This is a genomic window from Halomonas bluephagenesis (assembly GCF_054790765.1).
Genome location: NZ_CP133631.1, coordinates 692492 through 716178, shown reverse-complemented (window position 1 = coordinate 716178; position 23687 = coordinate 692492). Strand labels below are relative to the sequence as shown.

Annotated in this window: 10 protein-coding genes and 2 pseudogenes; all 12 read left to right on the top strand. The window is 61.5% G+C overall.

Going from position 1 to position 23687, the window contains the following annotated elements:
- Window positions 1-184 precede the first annotated feature (184 nt).
- The 12 genes and pseudogenes from REH51_RS03155 to REH51_RS03100 all read left to right on the top strand — a co-directional run bounded on the left by REH51_RS03155 (window position 185) and on the right by REH51_RS03100 (window position 23610).
- Window positions 185-6055 (top strand): immunoglobulin-like domain-containing protein, encoded by a 5871-nt coding sequence (locus REH51_RS03155; RefSeq protein ID WP_498936836.1) that lies wholly within the window; start codon window positions 185-187, stop codon window positions 6053-6055.
- A complete protein-coding gene (locus tag REH51_RS03150; RefSeq protein WP_498936834.1) occupies window positions 6046-9264 on the top strand; it encodes a beta strand repeat-containing protein in 3219 nt (1072 codons plus the stop codon). Before REH51_RS03155 ends, REH51_RS03150 begins: the two co-directional genes overlap by 10 nt.
- Window positions 9255-9905 carry an immunoglobulin-like domain-containing protein gene (locus tag REH51_RS03145; RefSeq protein WP_498936826.1) on the top strand — a complete coding sequence of 217 codons (651 nt, stop codon included), beginning with the start codon at window positions 9255-9257 and terminating at the stop codon, window positions 9903-9905. Before REH51_RS03150 ends, REH51_RS03145 begins: the two co-directional genes overlap by 10 nt.
- The gene (locus REH51_RS03140) at window positions 9896-10234 is read left to right on the top strand and encodes an immunoglobulin-like domain-containing protein (protein ID WP_498936832.1); all 339 of its coding nucleotides are present in this window, start codon (window positions 9896-9898) and stop codon (window positions 10232-10234) included. Before REH51_RS03145 ends, REH51_RS03140 begins: the two co-directional genes overlap by 10 nt.
- A pseudogene (locus tag REH51_RS03135) lies at window positions 10174-10461 on the top strand (immunoglobulin-like domain-containing protein); the annotation flags it as partial. The gene REH51_RS03140 and the pseudogene REH51_RS03135, both read left to right, overlap by 61 nt.
- A gap of 76 nt (window positions 10462-10537) precedes the next feature.
- Window positions 10538-10612, top strand: a pseudogene (locus REH51_RS03130) (immunoglobulin-like domain-containing protein); the annotation flags it as partial.
- Between the two features lie 56 nt (window positions 10613-10668).
- Window positions 10669-11187 (top strand): immunoglobulin-like domain-containing protein, encoded by a 519-nt coding sequence (locus REH51_RS03125; RefSeq protein WP_498937699.1) that lies wholly within the window; start codon window positions 10669-10671, stop codon window positions 11185-11187.
- Window positions 11178-11918, top strand: a complete 741-nt coding sequence (locus tag REH51_RS03120) for an immunoglobulin-like domain-containing protein (protein ID WP_498936830.1) — start codon at window positions 11178-11180, stop codon at window positions 11916-11918. The genes REH51_RS03125 and REH51_RS03120 overlap by 10 nt, the downstream gene beginning before the upstream one ends.
- Complete coding sequence (locus REH51_RS03115) at window positions 11821-13113, top strand: immunoglobulin-like domain-containing protein (RefSeq protein WP_498936828.1); 1293 nt, start codon at window positions 11821-11823, stop codon at window positions 13111-13113. Before REH51_RS03120 ends, REH51_RS03115 begins: the two co-directional genes overlap by 98 nt.
- Window positions 13104-14396, top strand: coding sequence for an immunoglobulin-like domain-containing protein (locus tag REH51_RS03110; RefSeq protein ID WP_498936828.1), 1293 nt, complete (start codon window positions 13104-13106; stop codon window positions 14394-14396). The genes REH51_RS03115 and REH51_RS03110 overlap by 10 nt, the downstream gene beginning before the upstream one ends.
- Complete coding sequence (locus REH51_RS03105) at window positions 14387-15037, top strand: immunoglobulin-like domain-containing protein (protein WP_498936826.1); 651 nt, start codon at window positions 14387-14389, stop codon at window positions 15035-15037. Before REH51_RS03110 ends, REH51_RS03105 begins: the two co-directional genes overlap by 10 nt.
- Entirely contained in the window at window positions 15028-23610 is an 8583-nt protein-coding gene (locus tag REH51_RS03100) for an immunoglobulin-like domain-containing protein (RefSeq protein WP_498936824.1), read from the top strand. The genes REH51_RS03105 and REH51_RS03100 overlap by 10 nt, the downstream gene beginning before the upstream one ends.
- The last annotated feature ends 77 nt before the right edge of the window (window positions 23611-23687 follow it).

Here is a 23687-nt window from a genome sequence, read left to right as displayed (position 1 = left end):
ATTATAGTTTTCAGTGTCCATCAGCTCCTTCCTATCGCTATGTTCGTACTGTCCACCGGTACAATATGAATTTGCCTTCATCAAGACTAGCCTTGCTGCAAAATGCCGTTAATGAAATTTTACTTTCATTGGCTCGTACTAAAGCGGCGAACTCTTTAATGAAGCAGCGGGTGGGATACAGCACATGGCAACAGTTATCGCGATTTCAGGTCAGGCATGGGCACGTGATGAAGACGGCAACCTGCGTGAACTACGCATTGGCGATGTTCTTCAAGAGGGTGAAACGATCATCACGTCTGCGGATGGTCGCGTAGAACTAGACTTTGCCGACGGAACAGGCGTTAACGTTGTCGAGGGCGGCCAAGAAGTTGCTGTTACTCCCGAGCTTGATTTTGACGCGATTGTAGCCACCGATGCCAGCGCCCAAGATGACGATTTAGAAGCACTGCTCGCCGCTCTTGATGATGAGGATGGCGACCTGCTTGATCTGCTGGATGCTACCGCAGCCGGCGGCGCTGGCGGCGGTGGTGGCGGCGGTAACAGCTTTGTGCGCCTTGCCCGTATTGCTGAAGAAACCGACCCGCTTAGTTTTAGCACTGAAGGAGGCCTTGAAGGGGCCGAGTTCGTTGAGTTTGATGGTGGCGGCTTAGCCGTTGCAGCGGCAGGTCTAGATGATACTGACGCTGATGCGGATTCAGATGCTGATGCGGACGCCGACGCCGATGCAGACGCCGATGCCGATGCCGATGCCGATGCGGACGCCGATGCTGATGCCGACGCCGACGCCGACGCCGACGCCGATGCCGATGCGGACGCTGATGCGGACGCTGATGCGGACGCCGACGCCGACGCCGACGCCGATGCTGATGCAGACGCCGATGCTGATGCGGACGCCGACGCCGACGCCGATGCTGATGCCGATGCAGACGCCGATGCTGATGCGGACGCCGACGCCGATGCTGATGCAGACGCCGATGCAGACGCTGATGCTGATGCTGATGCTGATTCAGACGCTGATGCCGACGCAGATGCGGATGCGGACGCAGATGCGGATGCCGACGCAGATGCCGATGCCGATGCCGATGCTGATGCAGACGCCGATGCTGATGCGGATGCGGACGCCGACGCAGACGCGGATGCCGATGCGGATGCAGATGCCGATGCGGACGCCGATGCTGATGCTGATGCGGACGCTGATGCAGATGCCGACGCAGACGCAGACGCCGATTCAGACGCAGACGCCGATGCTGATGCTGACGCCGACGCCGACGCAGATGCCGATGCCGATGCTGATGCCGATGCCGATGCCGACGCAGATGCGGATGCCGACGCCGACGCGGATGCAGACGCCGATGCGGACGCCGACGCAGATGCCGACGCAGACGCAGACGCCGATGCTGATGCGGACGCTGATGCAGATGCTGATGCCGATTCAGACGCAGACGCTGATGCAGACGCCGATGCTGACGCCGACGCCGATGCCGATGCCGATTCCGACGCGGATGCGGATGCCGACGCCGACGCCGACGCCGACGCTGACGCTGACGCTGACGCCGATGCAGACGCTGACGCAGACGCGGATGCGGACGCTGATGCGGACGCTGATGCTGATGCTGATGCCGATGCTGATGCTGATGCGGACGCTGATGCAGATGCTGATGCCGATTCAGACGCAGACGCAGACGCTGATGCCGATGCCGACGCTGATGCCGATGCCGACGCAGACGCCGATTCAGACGCAGACGCCGACGCAGATGCCGATGCCGATGCTGATGCAGATGCCGACGCTGATGCCGATGCCGACGCAGACGCCGATTCAGACGCAGATGCCGATGCCGATGCCGATGCCGATTCAGATGCGGATGCGGACGCAGATGCAGATGCAGATGCCGATTCAGATGCTGATGCCGACGCAGATGCAGATGCGGATGCGGATGGCGACGCTGACGCTGACGCCGATGCGGATGCTGACGCCGATTCAGATGCTGATGCTGATGCGGATGCGGATGCTGACGCCGATTCAGATGCGGATGCCGACTCCGATTCAGATGCGGACGCGGATGCAGATGCGGATGCCGATGCGGACGCCGATGCCGATGCCGATGCCGATGCGGACGCCGATGCCGACGCGGATGCGGATGCTGATGCTGATGCTGATGCGGACGCCGATGCGGATGCGGATGCGGACGCCGATGCGGACGCTGATGCCGATGCCGATGCCGATGCCGATGCCGATGCCGATGCCGATGCCGACGCGGATGCCGATGCTGATGCTGATGCTGATGCTGATGCTGATGCTGATGCTGATGCGGACGCCGATGCTGATGCGGACGCCGATGCGGATGCGGATGCGGACGCCGATGCGGATGCGGACGCCGATGCTGATGCCGATGCAGACGCTGATGCTGACGCCGATGCGGACGCCGACGCCGACGCGGATGCCGATGCGGACGCCGATGCTGATGCTGATGCTGATGCCGATGCCGATGCCGATGCTGATGCTGATGCAGACGCCGACGCCGACGCCGATGCTGATGCTGATGCCGATGCCGATGCCGATGCCGATGCCGACGCCGATGCGGACGCCGATGCGGACGCCGACGCCGACGCTGATGCTGATGCCGATTCAGATGCTGATGCTGATGCTGACGCAGACGCGGATGCGGACGCTGATGCGGACGCTGATGCTGATGCTGATGCGGACGCTGATGCAGATGCTGATGCCGATTCAGACGCAGACGCAGACGCTGATGCCGATGCCGACGCTGATGCCGATGCCGACGCAGACGCCGATTCAGACGCAGACGCAGATGCCGATGCCGATGCCGATGCTGATGCAGATGCCGACGCTGATGCCGATGCCGACGCAGACGCCGATTCAGACGCAGACGCAGATGCCGATGCCGATGCCGATGCCGATGCCGATGCCGATGCCGATGCCGATGCCGATGCTGATGCTGATGCCGATTCAGACGCAGATGCCGACGCCGATGCCGACGCCGATGCCGATGCCGATGCCGATGCCGATGCCGATGCCGATGCCGATTCAGACGCAGATGCCGATGCAGACGCCGACGCGGATGCAGACGCCGATGCAGACGCCGATGCAGACGCCGACGCGGATGCAGACGCCGATGCAGACGCCGATGCTGATGCGGACGCCGACGCCGACGCCGATGCGGACGCCGATGCAGATGCCGACTTAGAGGCTACTGTCACCCCAGAGGCCCCCGCGCAAGTCACCGAAGGCGACGACATCACCGTCACCGCTCGCGTGGACAACGCCCCGGCCACCGACCTGACGATCACACTCTCCAACGGCGAAGAAATCGTCATTGCCGCTAATACCACCGAAGGCAGCGTCACGTTCGCCAGCCGTGTCGACGACGTCTACCAGCAAGGTGAGCAGAGCCAGACCCTCAGCATCACCGGTGCGGACGGCGGCAACTACGATGCCCTGGATACTAGCAGCACTGTCACGGTGAGCACGGTCGACGACAACGACGTCACCACCATCACCCTAGACGCGCCGGAAACCGTCACCGAAGGCAACGACATCACCGTCACCGCCCGTGTGAACAACGCCCCGGCCACCGACCTGACGATCACACTCTCCAACGGCGAAGAAATCGTCATTGCTGCTAATACCACCGAAGGCAGCGTCACGTTCGCCAGCCGTGGCGACGACGTCTTCCAGCAAGGCGATGAGAGCCAGACCCTCAGCATCACTGACACTGACGGTGGCAACTACGAAGCCCTCGACACGACTAGCACCGCTACGGTGACCACGGTCGATGATAGCGACGTCACCACCCTGACGCTGAACAACGTCACGGTTAATGAAGGCACCGGCACCGCCACACTCAGCGGCACGCTGAGCAGCGCCCCGACCGACGAGCCGCTCGTGATTGCGCTGGATAACGGCGCCACGCTGACCTTTGGTGTCGGCATGACCACGGCGACCTCGACGGAGTTCGCTGTTCAGGGCGACGATGTTTATATCGACGGTGAAAGCATTACCGTCAACGCCAGTGTGCAAAGCGGTGGCGACGAGTTCGAAAACCTCAACGTGGACGACACCGCCACCGTGACGGTGAATGACACCGTCGACACCGTGACCGTGGGTCTGACGGCAACGGCCTCTGTCGCCGAAGGCGGCCAGATCACCTACACCGCGACCCTGACCGACGCCAACGGCGCTCCGGTCACGACGAATAACGCCATCACCGTGACCCTGGCCAATGGGGAAGTCATCACCATTGCGGCCAACAGCAGTGCGGGCGAGATCACCGTTGACGCGCCGGCCGATGACGCCTACGTCACGGACGCGATCACCAACAGCATCGCCACTGCCAGCGAAGCGAATGCCGGCACCCCCGGCGCGCTCGAGAACCTGGAGGTGGCCGGCGACACCAACGTCACCACGACGGTCACCGACAACGACACCGAGACCACCCTGACGCTGAACAACGTCACGGTTAATGAAGGCACCGGCACCGCCACACTCAGCGGCACGCTGAGCAGCGCCCCGACCGACGAGCCGCTCGTGATTGCGCTGGATAACGGCGCCACGCTGACCTTTGGTGTCGGCATGACCACGGCGACCTCGACGGAGTTCGCTGTTCAGGGCGACGATGTTTATATCGACGGTGAAAGCATTACCGTCAACGCCAGTGTGCAAAGCGGTGGCGACGAGTTCGAAAACCTCAACGTGGACGACACCGCCACCGTGACGGTGAATGACACCGTCGACACCGTGACTGTGGGTCTGACGGCAACGGCCTCTGTCGCCGAAGGCGGCCAGATCACCTACACCGCGACCCTGACCGACGCCAACGGCGCTCCGGTCACGACGAATAACGCCATCACCGTGACCCTGGCCAATGGGGAAGTCATCACCATTGCGGCCAACAGCAGTGCGGGCGAGATCACCGTTGACGCGCCGGCCGATGACGCCTACGTCACGGACGCGATCACCAACAGCATCGCCACTGCCAGCGAAGCGAATGCCGGCACCCCCGGCGCGCTCGAGAACCTGGAGGTGGCCGGCGACACCAACGTCACCACGACGGTCACCGACAACGACACCGAGACCACCCTGACGCTGAACAACGTCACGGTTAATGAAGGCACCGGCACCGCCACACTCAGCGGCACGCTGAGCAGCGCCCCGACCGACGAGCCGCTCGTGATTGCGCTGGATAACGGCGCCACGCTGACCTTTGGTGTCGGCATGACCACGGCGACCTCGACGGAGTTCGCTGTTCAGGGCGACGATGTTTATATCGACGGTGAAAGCATTACCGTCAACGCCAGTGTGCAAAGCGGTGGCGACGAGTTCGAAAACCTCAACGTGGACGACACCGCCACCGTGACGGTGAATGACACCGTCGACACCGTGACCGTGGGTCTGACGGCAACGGCCTCTGTCGCCGAAGGCGGCCAGATCACCTACACCGCGACCCTGACCGACGCCAACGGCGCTCCGGTCACGACGAATAACGCCATCACCGTGACCCTGGCCAATGGGGAAGTCATCACCATTGCGGCCAACAGCAGTGCGGGCGAGATCACCGTTGACGCGCCGGCCGATGACGCCTACGTCACGGACGCGATCACCAACAGCATCGCCACTGCCAGCGAAGCGAATGCCGGCACCCCCGGCGCGCTCGAGAACCTGGAGGTGGCCGGCGACACCAACGTCACCACGACGGTCACCGACAACGACACCGAGACCACCCTGACGCTGAACAACGTCACGGTTAATGAAGGCACCGGCACCGCCACACTCAGCGGCACGCTGAGCAGCGCCCCGACCGACGAGCCGCTCGTGATTGCGCTGGATAACGGCGCCACGCTGACCTTTGGTGTCGGCATGACCACGGCGACCTCGACGGAGTTCGCTGTTCAGGGCGACGATGTTTATATCGACGGTGAAAGCATTACCGTCAACGCCAGTGTGCAAAGCGGTGGCGACGAGTTCGAAAACCTCAACGTGGACGACACCGCCACCGTGACGGTGAATGACACCGTCGACACCGTGACGTGGGTCTGACGGCAACGGCCTCTGTCGCCGAAGGCGGCCAGATCACCTACACCGCGACCCTGACCGACGCCAACGGCGCTCCGGTCACGACGAATAACGCCATCACCGTGACCCTGGCCAATGGGGAAGTCATCACCATTGCGGCCAACAGCAGTGCGGGCGAGATCACCGTTGACGCGCCGGCCGATGACGCCTACGTCACGGACGCGATCACCAACAGCATCGCCACTGCCAGCGAAGCGAATGCCGGCACCCCCGGCGCGCTCGAGAACCTGGAGGTGGCCGGCGACACCAACGTCACCACGACGGTCACCGACAACGACACCGAGACCACCCTGACGCTGAACAACGTCACGGTTAATGAAGGCACCGGCACCGCCACACTCAGCGGCACGCTGAGCAGCGCCCCGACCGACGAGCCGCTCGTGATTGCGCTGGATAACGGCGCCACGCTGACCTTTGGTGTCGGCATGACCACGGCGACCTCGACGGAGTTCGCTGTTCAGGGCGACGATGTTTATATCGACGGTGAAAGCATTACCGTCAACGCCAGTGTGCAAAGCGGTGGCGACGAGTTCGAAAACCTCAACGTGGACGACACCGCCACCGTGACGGTGAATGACACCGTCGACACCGTGACCGTGGGTCTGACGGCAACGGCCTCTGTCGCCGAAGGCGGCCAGATCACCTACACCGCGACCCTGACCGACGCCAACGGCGCTCCGGTCACGACGAATAACGCCATCACCGTGACCCTGGCCAATGGGGAAGTCATCACCATTGCGGCCAACAGCAGTGCGGGCGAGATCACCGTTGACGCGCCGGCCGATGACGCCTACGTCACGGACGCGATCACCAACAGCATCGCCACTGCCAGCGAAGCGAATGCCGGCACCCCCGGCGCGCTCGAGAACCTGGAGGTGGCCGGCGACACCAACGTCACCACGACGGTCACCGACAACGACACCGAGACCACCCTGACGCTGAACAACGTCACGGTTAATGAAGGCACCGGCACCGCCACACTCAGCGGCACGCTGAGCAGCGCCCCGACCGACGAGCCGCTCGTGATTGCGCTGGATAACGGCGCCACGCTGACCTTTGGTGTCGGCATGACCACGGCGACCTCGACGGAGTTCGCTGTTCAGGGCGACGATGTTTATATCGACGGTGAAAGCATTACCGTCAACGCCAGTGTGCAAAGCGGTGGCGACGAGTTCGAAAACCTCAACGTGGACGACACCGCCACCGTGACGGTGAATGACACCGTCGACACCGTGACCGTGGGTCTGACGGCAACGGCCTCTGTCGCCGAAGGCGGCCAGATCACCTACACCGCGACCCTGACCGACGCCAACGGCGCTCCGGTCACGACGAATAACGCCATCACCGTGACCCTGGCCAATGGGGAAGTCATCACCATTGCGGCCAACAGCAGTGCGGGCGAGATCACCGTTGACGCGCCGGCCGATGACGCCTACGTCACGGACGCGATCACCAACAGCATCGCCACTGCCAGCGAAGCGAATGCCGGCACCCCCGGCGCGCTCGAGAACCTGGAGGTGGCCGGCGACACCAACGTCACCACGACGGTCACCGACAACGACACCGAGACCACCCTGACGCTGAACAACGTCACGGTTAATGAAGGCACCGGCACCGCCACACTCAGCGGCACGCTGAGCAGCGCCCCGACCGACGAGCCGCTCGTGATTGCGCTGGATAACGGCGCCACGCTGACCTTTGGTGTCGGCATGACCACGGCGACCTCGACGGAGTTCGCTGTTCAGGGCGACGATGTTTATATCGACGGTGAAAGCATTACCGTCAACGCCAGTGTGCAAAGCGGTGGCGACGAGTTCGAAAACCTCAACGTGGACGACACCGCCACCGTGACGGTGAATGACACCGTCGACACCGTGACCGTGGGTCTGACGGCAACGGCCTCTGTCGCCGAAGGCGGCCAGATCACCTACACCGCGACCCTGACCGACGCCAACGGCGCTCCGGTCACGACGAATAACGCCATCACCGTGACCCTGGCCAATGGGGAAGTCATCACCATTGCGGCCAACAGCAGTGCGGGCGAGATCACCGTTGACGCGCCGGCCGATGACGCCTACGTCACGGACGCGATCACCAACAGCATCGCCACTGCCAGCGAAGCGAATGCCGGCACCCCCGGCGCGCTCGAGAACCTGGAGGTGGCCGGCGACACCAACGTCACCACGACGGTCACCGACAACGACACCGAGACCACCCTGACGCTGAACAACGTCACGGTTAATGAAGGCACCGGCACCGCCACACTCAGCGGCACGCTGAGCAGCGCCCCGACCGACGAGCCGCTCGTGATTGCGCTGGATAACGGCGCCACGCTGACCTTTGGTGTCGGCATGACCACGGCGACCTCGACGGAGTTCGCTGTTCAGGGCGACGATGTTTATATCGACGGTGAAAGCATTACCGTCAACGCCAGTGTGCAAAGCGGTGGCGACGAGTTCGAAAACCTCAACGTGGACGACACCGCCACCGTGACGGTGAATGACACCGTCGACACCGTGACCGTGGGTCTGACGGCAACGGCCTCTGTCGCCGAAGGCGGCCAGATCACCTACACCGCGACCCTGACCGACGCCAACGGCGCTCCGGTCACGACGAATAACGCCATCACCGTGACCCTGGCCAATGGGGAAGTCATCACCATTGCGGCCAACAGCAGTGCGGGCGAGATCACCGTTGACGCGCCGGCCGATGACGCCTACGTCACGGACGCGATCACCAACAGCATCGCCACTGCCAGCGAAGCGAATGCCGGCACCCCCGGCGCGCTCGAGAACCTGGAGGTGGCCGGCGACACCAACGTCACCACGACGGTCACCGACAACGACACCGAGACCACCCTGACGCTGAACAACGTCACGGTTAATGAAGGCACCGGCACCGCCACACTCAGCGGCACGCTGAGCAGCGCCCCGACCGACGAGCCGCTCGTGATTGCGCTGGATAACGGCGCCACGCTGACCTTTGGTGTCGGCATGACCACGGCGACCTCGACGGAGTTCGCTGTTCAGGGCGACGATGTTTATATCGACGGTGAAAGCATTACCGTCAACGCCAGTGTGCAAAGCGGTGGCGACGAGTTCGAAAACCTCAACGTGGACGACACCGCCACCGTGACGGTGAATGACACCGTCGACACCGTGACGTGGGTCTGACGGCAACGGCCTCTGTCGCCGAAGGCGGCCAGATCACCTACACCGCGACCCTGACCGACGCCAACGGCGCTCCGGTCACGACGAATAACGCCATCACCGTGACCCTGGCCAATGGGGAAGTCATCACCATTGCGGCCAACAGCAGTGCGGGCGAGATCACCGTTGACGCGCCGGCCGATGACGCCTACGTCACGGACGCGATCACCAACAGCATCGCCACTGCCAGCGAAGCGAATGCCGGCACCCCCGGCGCGCTCGAGAACCTGGAGGTGGCCGGCGACACCAACGTCACCACGACGGTCACCGACAACGACACCGAGACCACCCTGACGCTGAACAACGTCACGGTTAATGAAGGCACCGGCACCGCCACACTCAGCGGCACGCTGAGCAGCGCCCCGACCGACGAGCCGCTCGTGATTGCGCTGGATAACGGCGCCACGCTGACCTTTGGTGTCGGCATGACCACGGCGACCTCGACGGAGTTCGCTGTTCAGGGCGACGATGTTTATATCGACGGTGAAAGCATTACCGTCAACGCCAGTGTGCAAAGCGGTGGCGACGAGTTCGAAAACCTCAACGTGGACGACACCGCCACCGTGACGGTGAATGACACCGTCGACACCGTGACGTGGGTCTGACGGCAACGGCCTCTGTCGCCGAAGGCGGCCAGATCACCTACACCGCGACCCTGACCGACGCCAACGGCGCTCCGGTCACGACGAATAACGCCATCACCGTGACCCTGGCCAATGGGGAAGTCATCACCATTGCGGCCAACAGCAGTGCGGGCGAGATCACCGTTGACGCGCCGGCCGATGACGCCTACGTCACGGACGCGATCACCAACAGCATCGCCACTGCCAGCGAAGCGAATGCCGGCACCCCGGCGCGCTCGAGAACCTGGAGGTGGCCGGCGACACCAACGTCACCACGACGGTCACCGACAACGACACCGAGACCACCCTGACGCTGAACAACGTCACGGTTAATGAAGGCACCGGCACCGCCACACTCAGCGGCACGCTGAGCAGCGCCCCGACCGACGAGCCGCTCGTGATTGCGCTGGATAACGGCGCCACGCTGACCTTTGGTGTCGGCATGACCACGGCGACCTCGACGGAGTTCGCTGTTCAGGGCGACGATGTTTATATCGACGGTGAAAGCATTACCGTCAACGCCAGTGTGCAAAGCGGTGGCGACGAGTTCGAAAACCTCAACGTGGACGACACCGCCACCGTGACGGTGAATGACACCGTCGACACCGTGACGTGTGGGTCTGACGGCAACGGCCTCTGTCGCCGAAGGCGGCCAGATCACCTACACCGCGACCCTGACCGACGCCAACGGCGCTCCGGTCACGACGAATAACGCCATCACCGTGACCCTGGCCAATGGGAAGTCATCACCATTGCGGCCAACAGCAGTGCGGGCGAGATCACCGTTGACGCGCCGGCCGATGACGCCTACGTCACGGACGCGATCACCAACAGCATCGCCACTGCCAGCGAAGCGAATGCCGGCACCCCCGGCGCGCTCGAGAACCTGGAGGTGGCCGGCGACACCAACGTCACCACGACGGTCACCGACAACGACACCGAGACCACCCTGACGCTGAACAACGTCACGGTTAATGAAGGCACCGGCACCGCCACACTCAGCGGCACGCTGAGCAGCGCCCCGACCGACGAGCCGCTCGTGATTGCGCTGGATAACGGCGCCACGCTGACCTTTGGTGTCGGCATGACCACGGCGACCTCGACGGAGTTCGCTGTTCAGGGCGACGATGTTTATATCGACGGTGAAAGCATTACCGTCAACGCCAGTGTGCAAAGCGGTGGCGACGAGTTCGAAAACCTCAACGTGGACGACACCGCCACCGTGACGGTGAATGACACCGTCGACACCGTGACGTGGGTCTGACGGCAACGGCCTCTGTCGCCGAAGGCGGCCAGATCACCTACACCGCGACCCTGACCGACGCCAACGGCGCTCCGGTCACGACGAATAACGCCATCACCGTGACCCTGGCCAATGGGGAAGTCATCACCATTGCGGCCAACAGCAGTGCGGGCGAGATCACCGTTGACGCGCCGGCCGATGACGCCTACGTCACGGACGCGATCACCAACAGCATCGCCACTGCCAGCGAAGCGAATGCCGGCACCCCCGGCGCGCTCGAGAACCTGGAGGTGGCCGGCGACACCAACGTCACCACGACGGTCACCGACAACGACACCGAGACCACCCTGACGCTGAACAACGTCACGGTTAATGAAGGCACCGGCACCGCCACACTCAGCGGCACGCTGAGCAGCGCCCCGACCGACGAGCCGCTCGTGATTGCGCTGGATAACGGCGCCACGCTGACCTTTGGTGTCGGCATGACCACGGCGACCTCGACGGAGTTCGCTGTTCAGGGCGACGATGTTTATATCGACGGTGAAAGCATTACCGTCAACGCCAGTGTGCAAAGCGGTGGCGACGAGTTCGAAAACCTCAACGTGGACGACACCGCCACCGTGACGGTGAATGACACCGTCGACACCGTGACGTGTGGGTCTGACGGCAACGGCCTCTGTCGCCGAAGGCGGCCAGATCACCTACACCGCGACCCTGACCGACGCCAACGGCGCTCCGGTCACGACGAATAACGCCATCACCGTGACCCTGGCCAATGGGGAAGTCATCACCATTGCGGCCAACAGCAGTGCGGGCGAGATCACCGTTGACGCGCCGGCCGATGACGCCTACGTCACGGACGCGATCACCAACAGCATCGCCACTGCCAGCGAAGCGAATGCCGGCACCCCCGGCGCGCTCGAGAACCTGGAGGTGGCCGGCGACACCAACGTCACCACGACGGTCACCGACAACGACACCGAGACCACCCTGACGCTGAACAACGTCACGGTTAATGAAGGCACCGGCACCGCCACACTCAGCGGCACGCTGAGCAGCGCCCCGACCGACGAGCCGCTCGTGATTGCGCTGGATAACGGCGCCACGCTGACCTTTGGTGTCGGCATGACCACGGCGACCTCGACGGAGTTCGCTGTTCAGGGCGACGATGTTTATATCGACGGTGAAAGCATTACCGTCAACGCCAGTGTGCAAAGCGGTGGCGACGAGTTCGAAAACCTCAACGTGGACGACACCGCCACCGTGACGGTGAATGACACCGTCGACACCGTGACCGTGGGTCTGACGGCAACGGCCTCTGTCGCCGAAGGCGGCCAGATCACCTACACCGCGACCCTGACCGACGCCAACGGCGCTCCGGTCACGACGAATAACGCCATCACCGTGACCCTGGCCAATGGGGAAGTCATCACCATTGCGGCCAACAGCAGTGCGGGCGAGATCACCGTTGACGCGCCGGCCGATGACGCCTACGTCACGGACGCGATCACCAACAGCATCGCCACTGCCAGCGAAGCGAATGCCGGCACCCCCGGCGCGCTCGAGAACCTGGAGGTGGCCGGCGACACCAACGTCACCACGACGGTCACCGACAACGACACCGAGACCACCCTGACGCTGAACAACGTCACGGTTAATGAAGGCACCGGCACCGCCACACTCAGCGGCACGCTGAGCAGCGCCCCGACCGACGAGCCGCTCGTGATTGCGCTGGATAACGGCGCCACGCTGACCTTTGGTGTCGGCATGACCACGGCGACCTCGACGGAGTTCGCTGTTCAGGGCGACGATGTTTATATCGACGGTGAAAGCATTACCGTCAACGCCAGTGTGCAAAGCGGTGGCGACGAGTTCGAAAACCTCAACGTGGACGACACCGCCACCGTGACGGTGAATGACACCGTCGACACCGTGACGTGGGTCTGACGGCAACGGCCTCTGTCGCCGAAGGCGGCCAGATCACCTACACCGCGACCCTGACCGACGCCAACGGCGCTCCGGTCACGACGAATAACGCCATCACCGTGACCCTGGCCAATGGGGAAGTCATCACCATTGCGGCCAACAGCAGTGCGGGCGAGATCACCGTTGACGCGCCGGCCGATGACGCCTACGTCACGGACGCGATCACCAACAGCATCGCCACTGCCAGCGAAGCGAATGCCGGCACCCCCGGCGCGCTCGAGAACCTGGAGGTGGCCGGCGACACCAACGTCACCACGACGGTCACCGACAACGACACCGAGACCACCCTGACGCTGAACAACGTCACGGTTAATGAAGGCACCGGCACCGCCACACTCAGCGGCACGCTGAGCAGCGCCCCGACCGACGAGCCGCTCGTGATTGCGCTGGATAACGGCGCCACGCTGACCTTTGGTGTCGGCATGACCACGGCGACCTCGACGGAGTTCGCTGTTCAGGGCGACGATGTTTATATCGACGGTGAAAGCATTACCGTCAACGCCAGTGTGCAAAGCGGTGGCGACGAGTTCGAAAACCTCAACGTGGACGACACCGCCACCGTGACGGTGAATGACACCGTCGACACCGTGACCGTGGGTCTGACGGCAACGGCCTCTGTCGCCGAAGGCGGCCAGATCACCTACACCGCGACCCTGACCGACGCCAACGGCGCTCCGGTCACGACGAATAACGCCATCACCGTGACCCTGGCCAATGGGGAAGTCATCACCATTGCGGCCAACAGCAGTGCGGGCGAGATCACCGTTGACGCGCCGGCCGATGACGCCTACGTCACGGACGCGATCACCAACAGCATCGCCACTGCCAGCGAAGCGAATGCCGGCACCCCCGGCGCGCTCGAGAACCTGGAGGTGGCCGGCGACACCAACGTCACCACGACGGTCACCGACAACGACACCGAGACCACCCTGACGCTGAACAACGTCACGGTTAATGAAGGCACCGGCACCGCCACACTCAGCGGCACGCTGAGCAGCGCCCCGACCGACGAGCCGCTCGTGATTGCGCTGGATAACGGCGCCACGCTGACCTTTGGTGTCGGCATGACCACGGCGACCTCGACGGAGTTCGCTGTTCAGGGCGACGATGTTTATATCGACGGTGAAAGCATTACCGTCAACGCCAGTGTGCAAAGCGGTGGCGACGAGTTCGAAAACCTCAACGTGGACGACACCGCCACCGTGACGGTGAATGACACCGTCGACACCGTGACGTGGGTCTGACGGCAACGGCCTCTGTCGCCGAAGGCGGCCAGATCACCTACACCGCGACCCTGACCGACGCCAACGGCGCTCCGGTCACGACGAATAACGCCATCACCGTGACCCTGGCCAATGGGGAAGTCATCACCATTGCGGCCAACAGCAGTGCGGGCGAGATCACCGTTGACGCGCCGGCCGATGACGCCTACGTCACGGACGCGATCACCAACAGCATCGCCACTGCCAGCGAAGCGAATGCCGGCACCCCCGGCGCGCTCGAGAACCTGGAGGTGGCCGGCGACACCAACGTCACCACGACGGTCACCGACAACGACACCGAGACCACCCTGACGCTGAACAACGTCACGGTTAATGAAGGCACCGGCACCGCCACACTCAGCGGCACGCTGAGCAGCGCCCCGACCGACGAGCCGCTCGTGATTGCGCTGGATAACGGCGCCACGCTGACCTTTGGTGTCGGCATGACCACGGCGACCTCGACGGAGTTCGCTGTTCAGGGCGACGATGTTTATATCGACGGTGAAAGCATTACCGTCAACGCCAGTGTGCAAAGCGGTGGCGACGAGTTCGAAAACCTCAACGTGGACGACACCGCCACCGTGACGGTGAATGACACCGTCGACACCGTGACGTGGGTCTGACGGCAACGGCCTCTGTCGCCGAAGGCGGCCAGATCACCTACACCGCGACCCTGACCGACGCCAACGGCGCTCCGGTCACGACGAATAACGCCATCACCGTGACCCTGGCCAATGGGGAAGTCATCACCATTGCGGCCAACAGCAGTGCGGGCGAGATCACCGTTGACGCGCCGGCCGATGACGCCTACGTCACGGACGCGATCACCAACAGCATCGCCACTGCCAGCGAAGCGAATGCCGGCACCCCCGGCGCGCTCGAGAACCTGGAGGTGGCCGGCGACACCAACGTCACCACGACGGTCACCGACAACGACACCGAGACCACCCTGACGCTGAACAACGTCACGGTTAATGAAGGCACCGGCACCGCCACACTCAGCGGCACGCTGAGCAGCGCCCCGACCGACGAGCCGCTCGTGATTGCGCTGGATAACGGCGCCACGCTGACCTTTGGTGTCGGCATGACCACGGCGACCTCGACGGAGTTCGCTGTTCAGGGCGACGATGTTTATATCGACGGTGAAAGCATTACCGTCAACGCCAGTGTGCAAAGCGGTGGCGACGAGTTCGAAAACCTCAACGTGGACGACACCGCCACCGTGACGGTGAATGACACCGTCGACACCGTGACCGTGGGTCTGACGGCAACGGCCTCTGTCGCCGAAGGCGGCCAGATCACCTACACCGCGACCCTGACCGACGCCAACGGCGCTCCGGTCACGACGAATAACGCCATCACCGTGACCCTGGCCAATGGGGAAGTCATCACCATTGCGGCCAACAGCAGTGCGGGCGAGATCACCGTTGACGCGCCGGCCGATGACGCCTACGTCACGGACGCGATCACCAACAGCATCGCCACTGCCAGCGAAGCGAATGCCGGCACCCCCGGCGCGCTCGAGAACCTGGAGGTGGCCGGCGACACCAACGTCACCACGACGGTCACCGACAACGACACCGAGACCACCCTGACGCTGAACAACGTCACGGTTAATGAAGGCACCGGCACCGCCACACTCAGCGGCACGCTGAGCAGCGCCCCGACCGACGAGCCGCTCGTGATTGCGCTGGATAACGGCGCCACGCTGACCTTTGGTGTCGGCATGACCACGGCGACCTCGACGGAGTTCGCTGTTCAGGGCGACGATGTTTATATCGACGGTGAAAGCATTACCGTCAACGCCAGTGTGCAAAGCGGTGGCGACGAGTTCGAAAACCTCAACGTGGACGACACCGCCACCGTGACGGTGAATGACACCGTCGACACCGTGACCGTGGGTCTGACGGCAACGGCCTCTGTCGCCGAAGGCGGCCAGATCACCTACACCGCGACCCTGACCGACGCCAACGGCGCTCCGGTCACGACGAATAACGCCATCACCGTGACCCTGGCCAATGGGGAAGTCATCACCATTGCGGCCAACAGCAGTGCGGGCGAGATCACCGTTGACGCGCCGGCCGATGACGCCTACGTCACGGACGCGATCACCAACAGCATCGCCACTGCCAGCGAAGCGAATGCCGGCACCCCCGGCGCGCTCGAGAACCTGGAGGTGGCCGGCGACACCAACGTCACCACGACGGTCACCGACAACGACACCGAGACCACCCTGACGCTGAACAACGTCACGGTTAATGAAGGCACCGGCACCGCCACACTCAGCGGCACGCTGAGCAGCGCCCCGACCGACGAGCCGCTCGTGATTGCGCTGGATAACGGCGCCACGCTGACCTTTGGTGTCGGCATGACCACGGCGACCTCGACGGAGTTCGCTGTTCAGGGCGACGATGTTTATATCGACGGTGAAAGCATTACCGTCAACGCCAGTGTGCAAAGCGGTGGCGACGAGTTCGAAAACCTCAACGTGGACGACACCGCCACCGTGACGGTGAATGACACCGTCGACACCGTGACCGTGGGTCTGACGGCAACGGCCTCTGTCGCCGAAGGCGGCCAGATCACCTACACCGCGACCCTGACCGACGCCAACGGCGCTCCGGTCACGACGAATAACGCCATCACCGTGACCCTGGCCAATGGGGAAGTCATCACCATTGCGGCCAACAGCAGTGCGGGCGAGATCACCGTTGACGCGCCGGCCGATGACGCCTACGTCACGGACGCGATCACCAACAGCATCGCCACTGCCAGCGAAGCGAATGCCGGCACCCCCGGCGCGCTCGAGAACCTGGAGGTGGCCGGCGACACCAACGTCACCACGACGGTCACCGACAACGACACCGAGACCACCCTGACGCTGAACAACGTCACGGTTAATGAAGGCACCGGCACCGCCACACTCAGCGGCACGCTGAGCAGCGCCCCGACCGACGAGCCGCTCGTGATTGCGCTGGATAACGGCGCCACGCTGACCTTTGGTGTCGGCATGACCACGGCGACCTCGACGGAGTTCGCTGTTCAGGGCGACGATGTTTATATCGACGGTGAAAGCATTACCGTCAACGCCAGTGTGCAAAGCGGTGGCGACGAGTTCGAAAACCTCAACGTGGACGACACCGCCACCGTGACGGTGAATGACACCGTCGACACCGTGACCGTGGGTCTGACGGCAACGGCCTCTGTCGCCGAAGGCGGCCAGATCACCTACACCGCGACCCTGACCGACGCCAACGGCGCTCCGGTCACGACGAATAACGCCATCACCGTGACCCTGGCCAATGGGGAAGTCATCACCATTGCGGCCAACAGCAGTGCGGGCGAGATCACCGTTGACGCGCCGGCCGATGACGCCTACGTCACGGACGCGATCACCAACAGCATCGCCACTGCCAGCGAAGCGAATGCCGGCACCCCCGGCGCGCTCGAGAACCTGGAGGTGGCCGGCGACACCAACGTCACCACGACGGTCACCGACAACGACACCGAGACCACCCTGACGCTGAACAACGTCACGGTTAATGAAGGCACCGGCACCGCCACACTCAGCGGCACGCTGAGCAGCGCCCCGACCGACGAGCCGCTCGTGATTGCGCTGGATAACGGCGCCACGCTGACCTTTGGTGTCGGCATGACCACGGCGACCTCGACGGAGTTCGCTGTTCAGGGCGACGATGTTTATATCGACGGTGAAAGCATTACCGTCAACGCCAGTGTGCAAAGCGGTGGCGACGAGTTCGAAAACCTCAACGTGGACGACACCGCCACCGTGACGGTGAATGACACCGTCGACACCGTGACCGTGGGTCTGACGGCAACGGCCTCTGTCGCCGAAGGCGGCCAGATCACCTACACCGCGACCCTGACCGACGCCAACGGCGCTCCGGTCACGACGAATAACGCCATCACCGTGACCCTGGCCAATGGGGAAGTCATCACCATTGCGGCCAACAGCAGTGCGGGCGAGATCACCGTTGACGCGCCGGCCGATGACGCCTACGTCACGGACGCGATCACCAACAGCATCGCCACTGCCAGCGAAGCGAATGCCGGCACCCCCGGCGCGCTCGAGAACCTGGAGGTGGCCGGCGACACCAACGTCACCACGACGGTCACCGACAACGACACCGAGACCACCCTGACGCTGAACAACGTCACGGTTAATGAAGGCACCGGCACCGCCACACTCAGCGGCACGCTGAGCAGCGCCCCGACCGACGAGCCGCTCGTGATTGCGCTGGATAACGGCGCCACGCTGACCTTTGGTGTCGGCATGACCACGGCGACCTCGACGGAGTTCGCTGTTCAGGGCGACGATGTTTATATCGACGGTGAAAGCATTACCGTCAACGCCAGTGTGCAAAGCGGTGGCGACGAGTTCGAAAACCTCAACGTGGACGACACCGCCACCGTGACGGTGAATGACACCGTCGACACCGTGACCGTGGGTCTGACGGCAACGGCCTCTGTCGCCGAAGGCGGCCAGATCACCTACACCGCGACCCTGACCGACGCCAACGGCGCTCCGGTCACGACGAATAACGCCATCACCGTGACCCTGGCCAATGGGGAAGTCATCACCATTGCGGCCAACAGCAGTGCGGGCGAGATCACCGTTGACGCGCCGGCCGATGACGCCTACGTCACGGACGCGATCACCAACAGCATCGCCACTGCCAGCGAAGCGAATGCCGGCACCCCCGGCGCGCTCGAGAACCTGGAGGTGGCCGGCGACACCAACGTCACCACGACGGTCACCGACAACGACACCGAGACCACCCTGACGCTGAACAACGTCACGGTTAATGAAGGCACCGGCACCGCCACACTCAGCGGCACGCTGAGCAGCGCCCCGACCGACGAGCCGCTCGTGATTGCGCTGGATAACGGCGCCACGCTGACCTTTGGTGTCGGCATGACCACGGCGACCTCGACGGAGTTCGCTGTTCAGGGCGACGATGTTTATATCGACGGTGAAAGCATTACCGTCAACGCCAGTGTGCAAAGCGGTGGCGACGAGTTCGAAAACCTCAACGTGGACGACACCGCCACCGTGACGGTGAATGACACCGTCGACACCGTGACCGTGGGTCTGACGGCAACGGCCTCTGTCGCCGAAGGCGGCCAGATCACCTACACCGCGACCCTGACCGACGCCAACGGCGCTCCGGTCACGACGAATAACGCCATCACCGTGACCCTGGCCAATGGGGAAGTCATCACCATTGCGGCCAACAGCAGTGCGGGCGAGATCACCGTTGACGCGCCGGCCGATGACGCCTACGTCACGGACGCGATCACCAACAGCATCGCCACTGCCAGCGAAGCGAATGCCGGCACCCCCGGCGCGCTCGAGAACCTGGAGGTGGCCGGCGACACCAACGTCACCACGACGGTCACCGACAACGACACCGAGACCACCCTGACGCTGAACAACGTCACGGTTAATGAAGGCACCGGCACCGCCACACTCAGCGGCACGCTGAGCAGCGCCCCGACCGACGAGCCGCTCGTGATTGCGCTGGATAACGGCGCCACGCTGACCTTTGGTGTCGGCATGACCACGGCGACCTCGACGGAGTTCGCTGTTCAGGGCGACGATGTTTATATCGACGGTGAAAGCATTACCGTCAACGCCAGTGTGCAAAGCGGTGGCGACGAGTTCGAAAACCTCAACGTGGACGACACCGCCACCGTGACGGTGAATGACACCGTCGACACCGTGACCGTGGGTCTGACGGCAACGGCCTCTGTCGCCGAAGGCGGCCAGATCACCTACACCGCGACCCTGACCGACGCCAACGGCGCTCCGGTCACGACGAATAACGCCATCACCGTGACCCTGGCCAATGGGGAAGTCATCACCATTGCGGCCAACAGCAGTGCGGGCGAGATCACCGTTGACGCGCCGGCCGATGACGCCTACGTCACGGACGCGATCACCAACAGCATCGCCACTGCCAGCGAAGCGAATGCCGGCACCCCCGGCGCGCTCGAGAACCTGGAGGTGGCCGGCGACACCAACGTCACCACGACGGTCACCGACAACGACACCGAGACCACCCTGACGCTGAACGACGTCACGGTTAATGAAGGCACCGGCACCGCCACACTCAGCGGCACGCTGAGCAGCGCCCCGACCGACGAGCCGCTCGTGATTGCGCTGGATAACGGCGCCACGCTGACCTTTGGTGTCGGCATGACCACGGCGACCTCGACGGAGTTCGCTGTTCAGGGCGACGATGTTTATATCGACGGTGAAAGCATTACCGTCAACGCCAGTGTGCAAAGCGGTGGCGACGAGTTCGAAAACCTCAACGTGGACGACACCGCCACCGTGACGGTGAATGACACCATTGACACCACCACCGTCAGTATTAATGCCACTGTGACTAAAACCTCCGTGATCAATGTGGGGAACGTTGATAACACTGATAGCTTCACCGTGACTGCTTATAAAGCGGATGGTGAATTAGGAACGCTGACAAAAGTCATCAACACAAACCATGATGGGTTTGGCGTGGCAGGCAGTACTTCTGGTGGTGCTGATGACACCGAGCTAGGCTACGTTACAGGCGTAGGAAGTGAGGCAATCGTCGTTGACTTTAACAACGAAGTGAAAAGCTTTGATGTTCAGTTTGCTTGGAGAAACAACAACGAAAAAGCCAAGGTTGAATTCTTCGATAAGGATGGAAACTCGGTTGGCTCGGCAGTTGTATCGGGTGGTGGTACGTCAACGGATGCTTTAGTGACTTACTACGATGCTGCGGGCAACTTCACGAAAAGTGAGAATGCACCTGGCGGGTCTGATCGGGTTGATAACGCATATACCTTTAAGCCAGGAAGTGAAGAAGCGTTTAGCAGAGCCGAGTTCACAGCAGTTGGTTTTGATGATGACTATCTAATTCACTCAATTGCCTATAAAGAGGTAATGAATGGTGAGGCGACCAGTATTAGCGGTCCGTCTGAGGTCATCTTTGATATCGAGACATCCAACCCACCGGATGCAAGTCAATATACCTTCACTGGGGATGACTTCCCGACAGCAATAGTATTGATTGATGGTCAGGAACACGTAGTCAAATTGGATGTGAACGGTAAGGGCTCGGTTAGCGTTACAACAGATGGTGACACTGATCTTACTGCTGAAGTTATCGAGGTTAATGGTAACTTCGAGAACGTAGACGTTCCCACTAGTCTCACTCTGTATAAAGGTGGGCTTGAGACCGGCAATAACGGAGATAACACCGTTGAAGGTGGTCAAGGCGACGACATAATTGTAGCTGACGAAGGCGGGGCGGATGTCAATGTTCAGCCTGGAAAAAACTACAATGTCGCGCTTGTTGTCGATACGTCAGGTTCTATGCAGTACGACTTAAATGGACGAGGCAGCGTTAACAGTAATCCTGATGGGATTAATGACAGTGTTTACTCTGCTTCCAGAATGAAATTGGTTAAGGACTCGCTGTTGCAGCTGGCTGAACAGCTTAAAGATCATGATGGCGTAATTAACGTTTCGCTGATTGCTTTTGAGTCAAATATCGAGCTGAAAGCGAACATTCAGAATCTCACAGAGCAAAACATTGACGAGCTGTTGGCTGCAATTGGCCGTACCAAAACCGAGGGTTTACAAGGTCTTGGTGGCACTAATTACGAGGGAGCATTTATTGAGGCTTCTAACTGGTTTGCGCTGCAACCGGGCGAGAGTGATGGTTATAAAAACTTAACCTACTTCCTGACGGATGGCGATCCAACATTTAGTAATAGTGGTAATAACGGCGCTGGAAATGTCACGGACGAGAAGGATATGCGGGATGCTATTGAAGCCTTCGTTCCTTTGAGTGGGGTAAGCTCGGTACATGCCATTGGTATTGGCGATGGCGTTACCGTTAATAATCTTAAGTACTTCGATAACACGGACAAGGTGAGCTTAGTTAAGGCACCTTACGGGATTCCGGAGGAGGTATTAGCCGATTTTAGTAACAACGGTGGTTGGAATAATGCCAACAGCTGGAGCACGCCTTCATCAGGCGGCACGTTGAGCCGAGAAGGAAGCTCGAATCGCTATATGGAAATTAGTGATACGTCGGTGAACAATGTTGCTTATACAGTTGCTACCCCCCAGTTTGATGTTGGTACAGGGGAGTATGCAGGTATTTCTTTCTCCTACATTATGCGTGACTATTTCGATAGTGCAGCGTGGAAACTGCAAAAGCTGGATGGTAACAGCTGGACTGATGTTGAAGGCCAGGGGGGAGAGTTAGGTTTCTCATATAATTGGAGATCAGCTGCGAGCAGCGCGCTAGAGCAAGGCGAATACCGTATTGTGTATAGCGTCAATAACGCGACTACATATGGTGATGCCACGCTTTATATTGACGACATAAAACTCACGCCTTATGTGCCACAAGGCGAAGTAAATATCGTCAATAGTGCCGACGAGCTAAATGCCGCTCTAGTAAGTGGCTCGACCAACACAGAACTGGCTGAGTTGGGCAATGACGTTGTGAATGGTGGCGATGGCAACGACATCATCTTTGGCGACGCCATTAACACCGATGCCTTGGACTGGGAGGGTCGAGAGTTACCTGCTGGCTCAGGCATGGCTGCATTAAGAGAATATTTAAAAGTCACTAATGGTGGGGAGGCGCCCACCGAACAGCAGTTGTATGACTACATCAAGGCCGGTCACGCTGAGTTCAATGTCGAGGGCGATACGCGCGGCGGAAATGATGAGCTGTATGGTGGTAAAGGAAACGATATTCTCTACGGCCAAGGCGGTGATGATCTGCTGGTTGGTGGCGAAGGTAACGATCTGCTCTTCGGTGGCCTAGGCGCTGACACCTTTAAGTGGGAGTTAAATGACCAAGGTACTGCGGATAGTCCCGCCATTGATACAGTGATGGACTTCAATTCGGGTGAAGGCGATAAACTGGATATTGGTGAGCTATTGGATTATGAAAACGGTGACTCGCTAGATGCTTATATTGTTGCAGAAGAGGACGGTGACGACACAGTGCTGTACCTTAACTCTAAAGGTGATTTAGCGGGTGACAAAGATAACGCCGATCAAGTTATTCGGTTAGAAGGTAAGAGCTTCGCTGACTTTGACGGTGGAAGCCCAGAAGATGTTATCCAGCACATGATTAATACAGGCAAGCTAGATATCGAATAACCTTCACCCACCCAAACAGGCCGCCTACGGGCGGCCTTGTTATATCCACTCTGAACGCCATTTCGCTATACTCAAGC

Bases quoted from the DNA above. Each gene is read 5' to 3' on its own strand.
- REH51_RS03155 (WP_498936836.1), top strand. From the start codon at position 185: ATGGCAACAGTTATCGCGATTTCAGGTCAGGCATGGGCACGTGATGAA.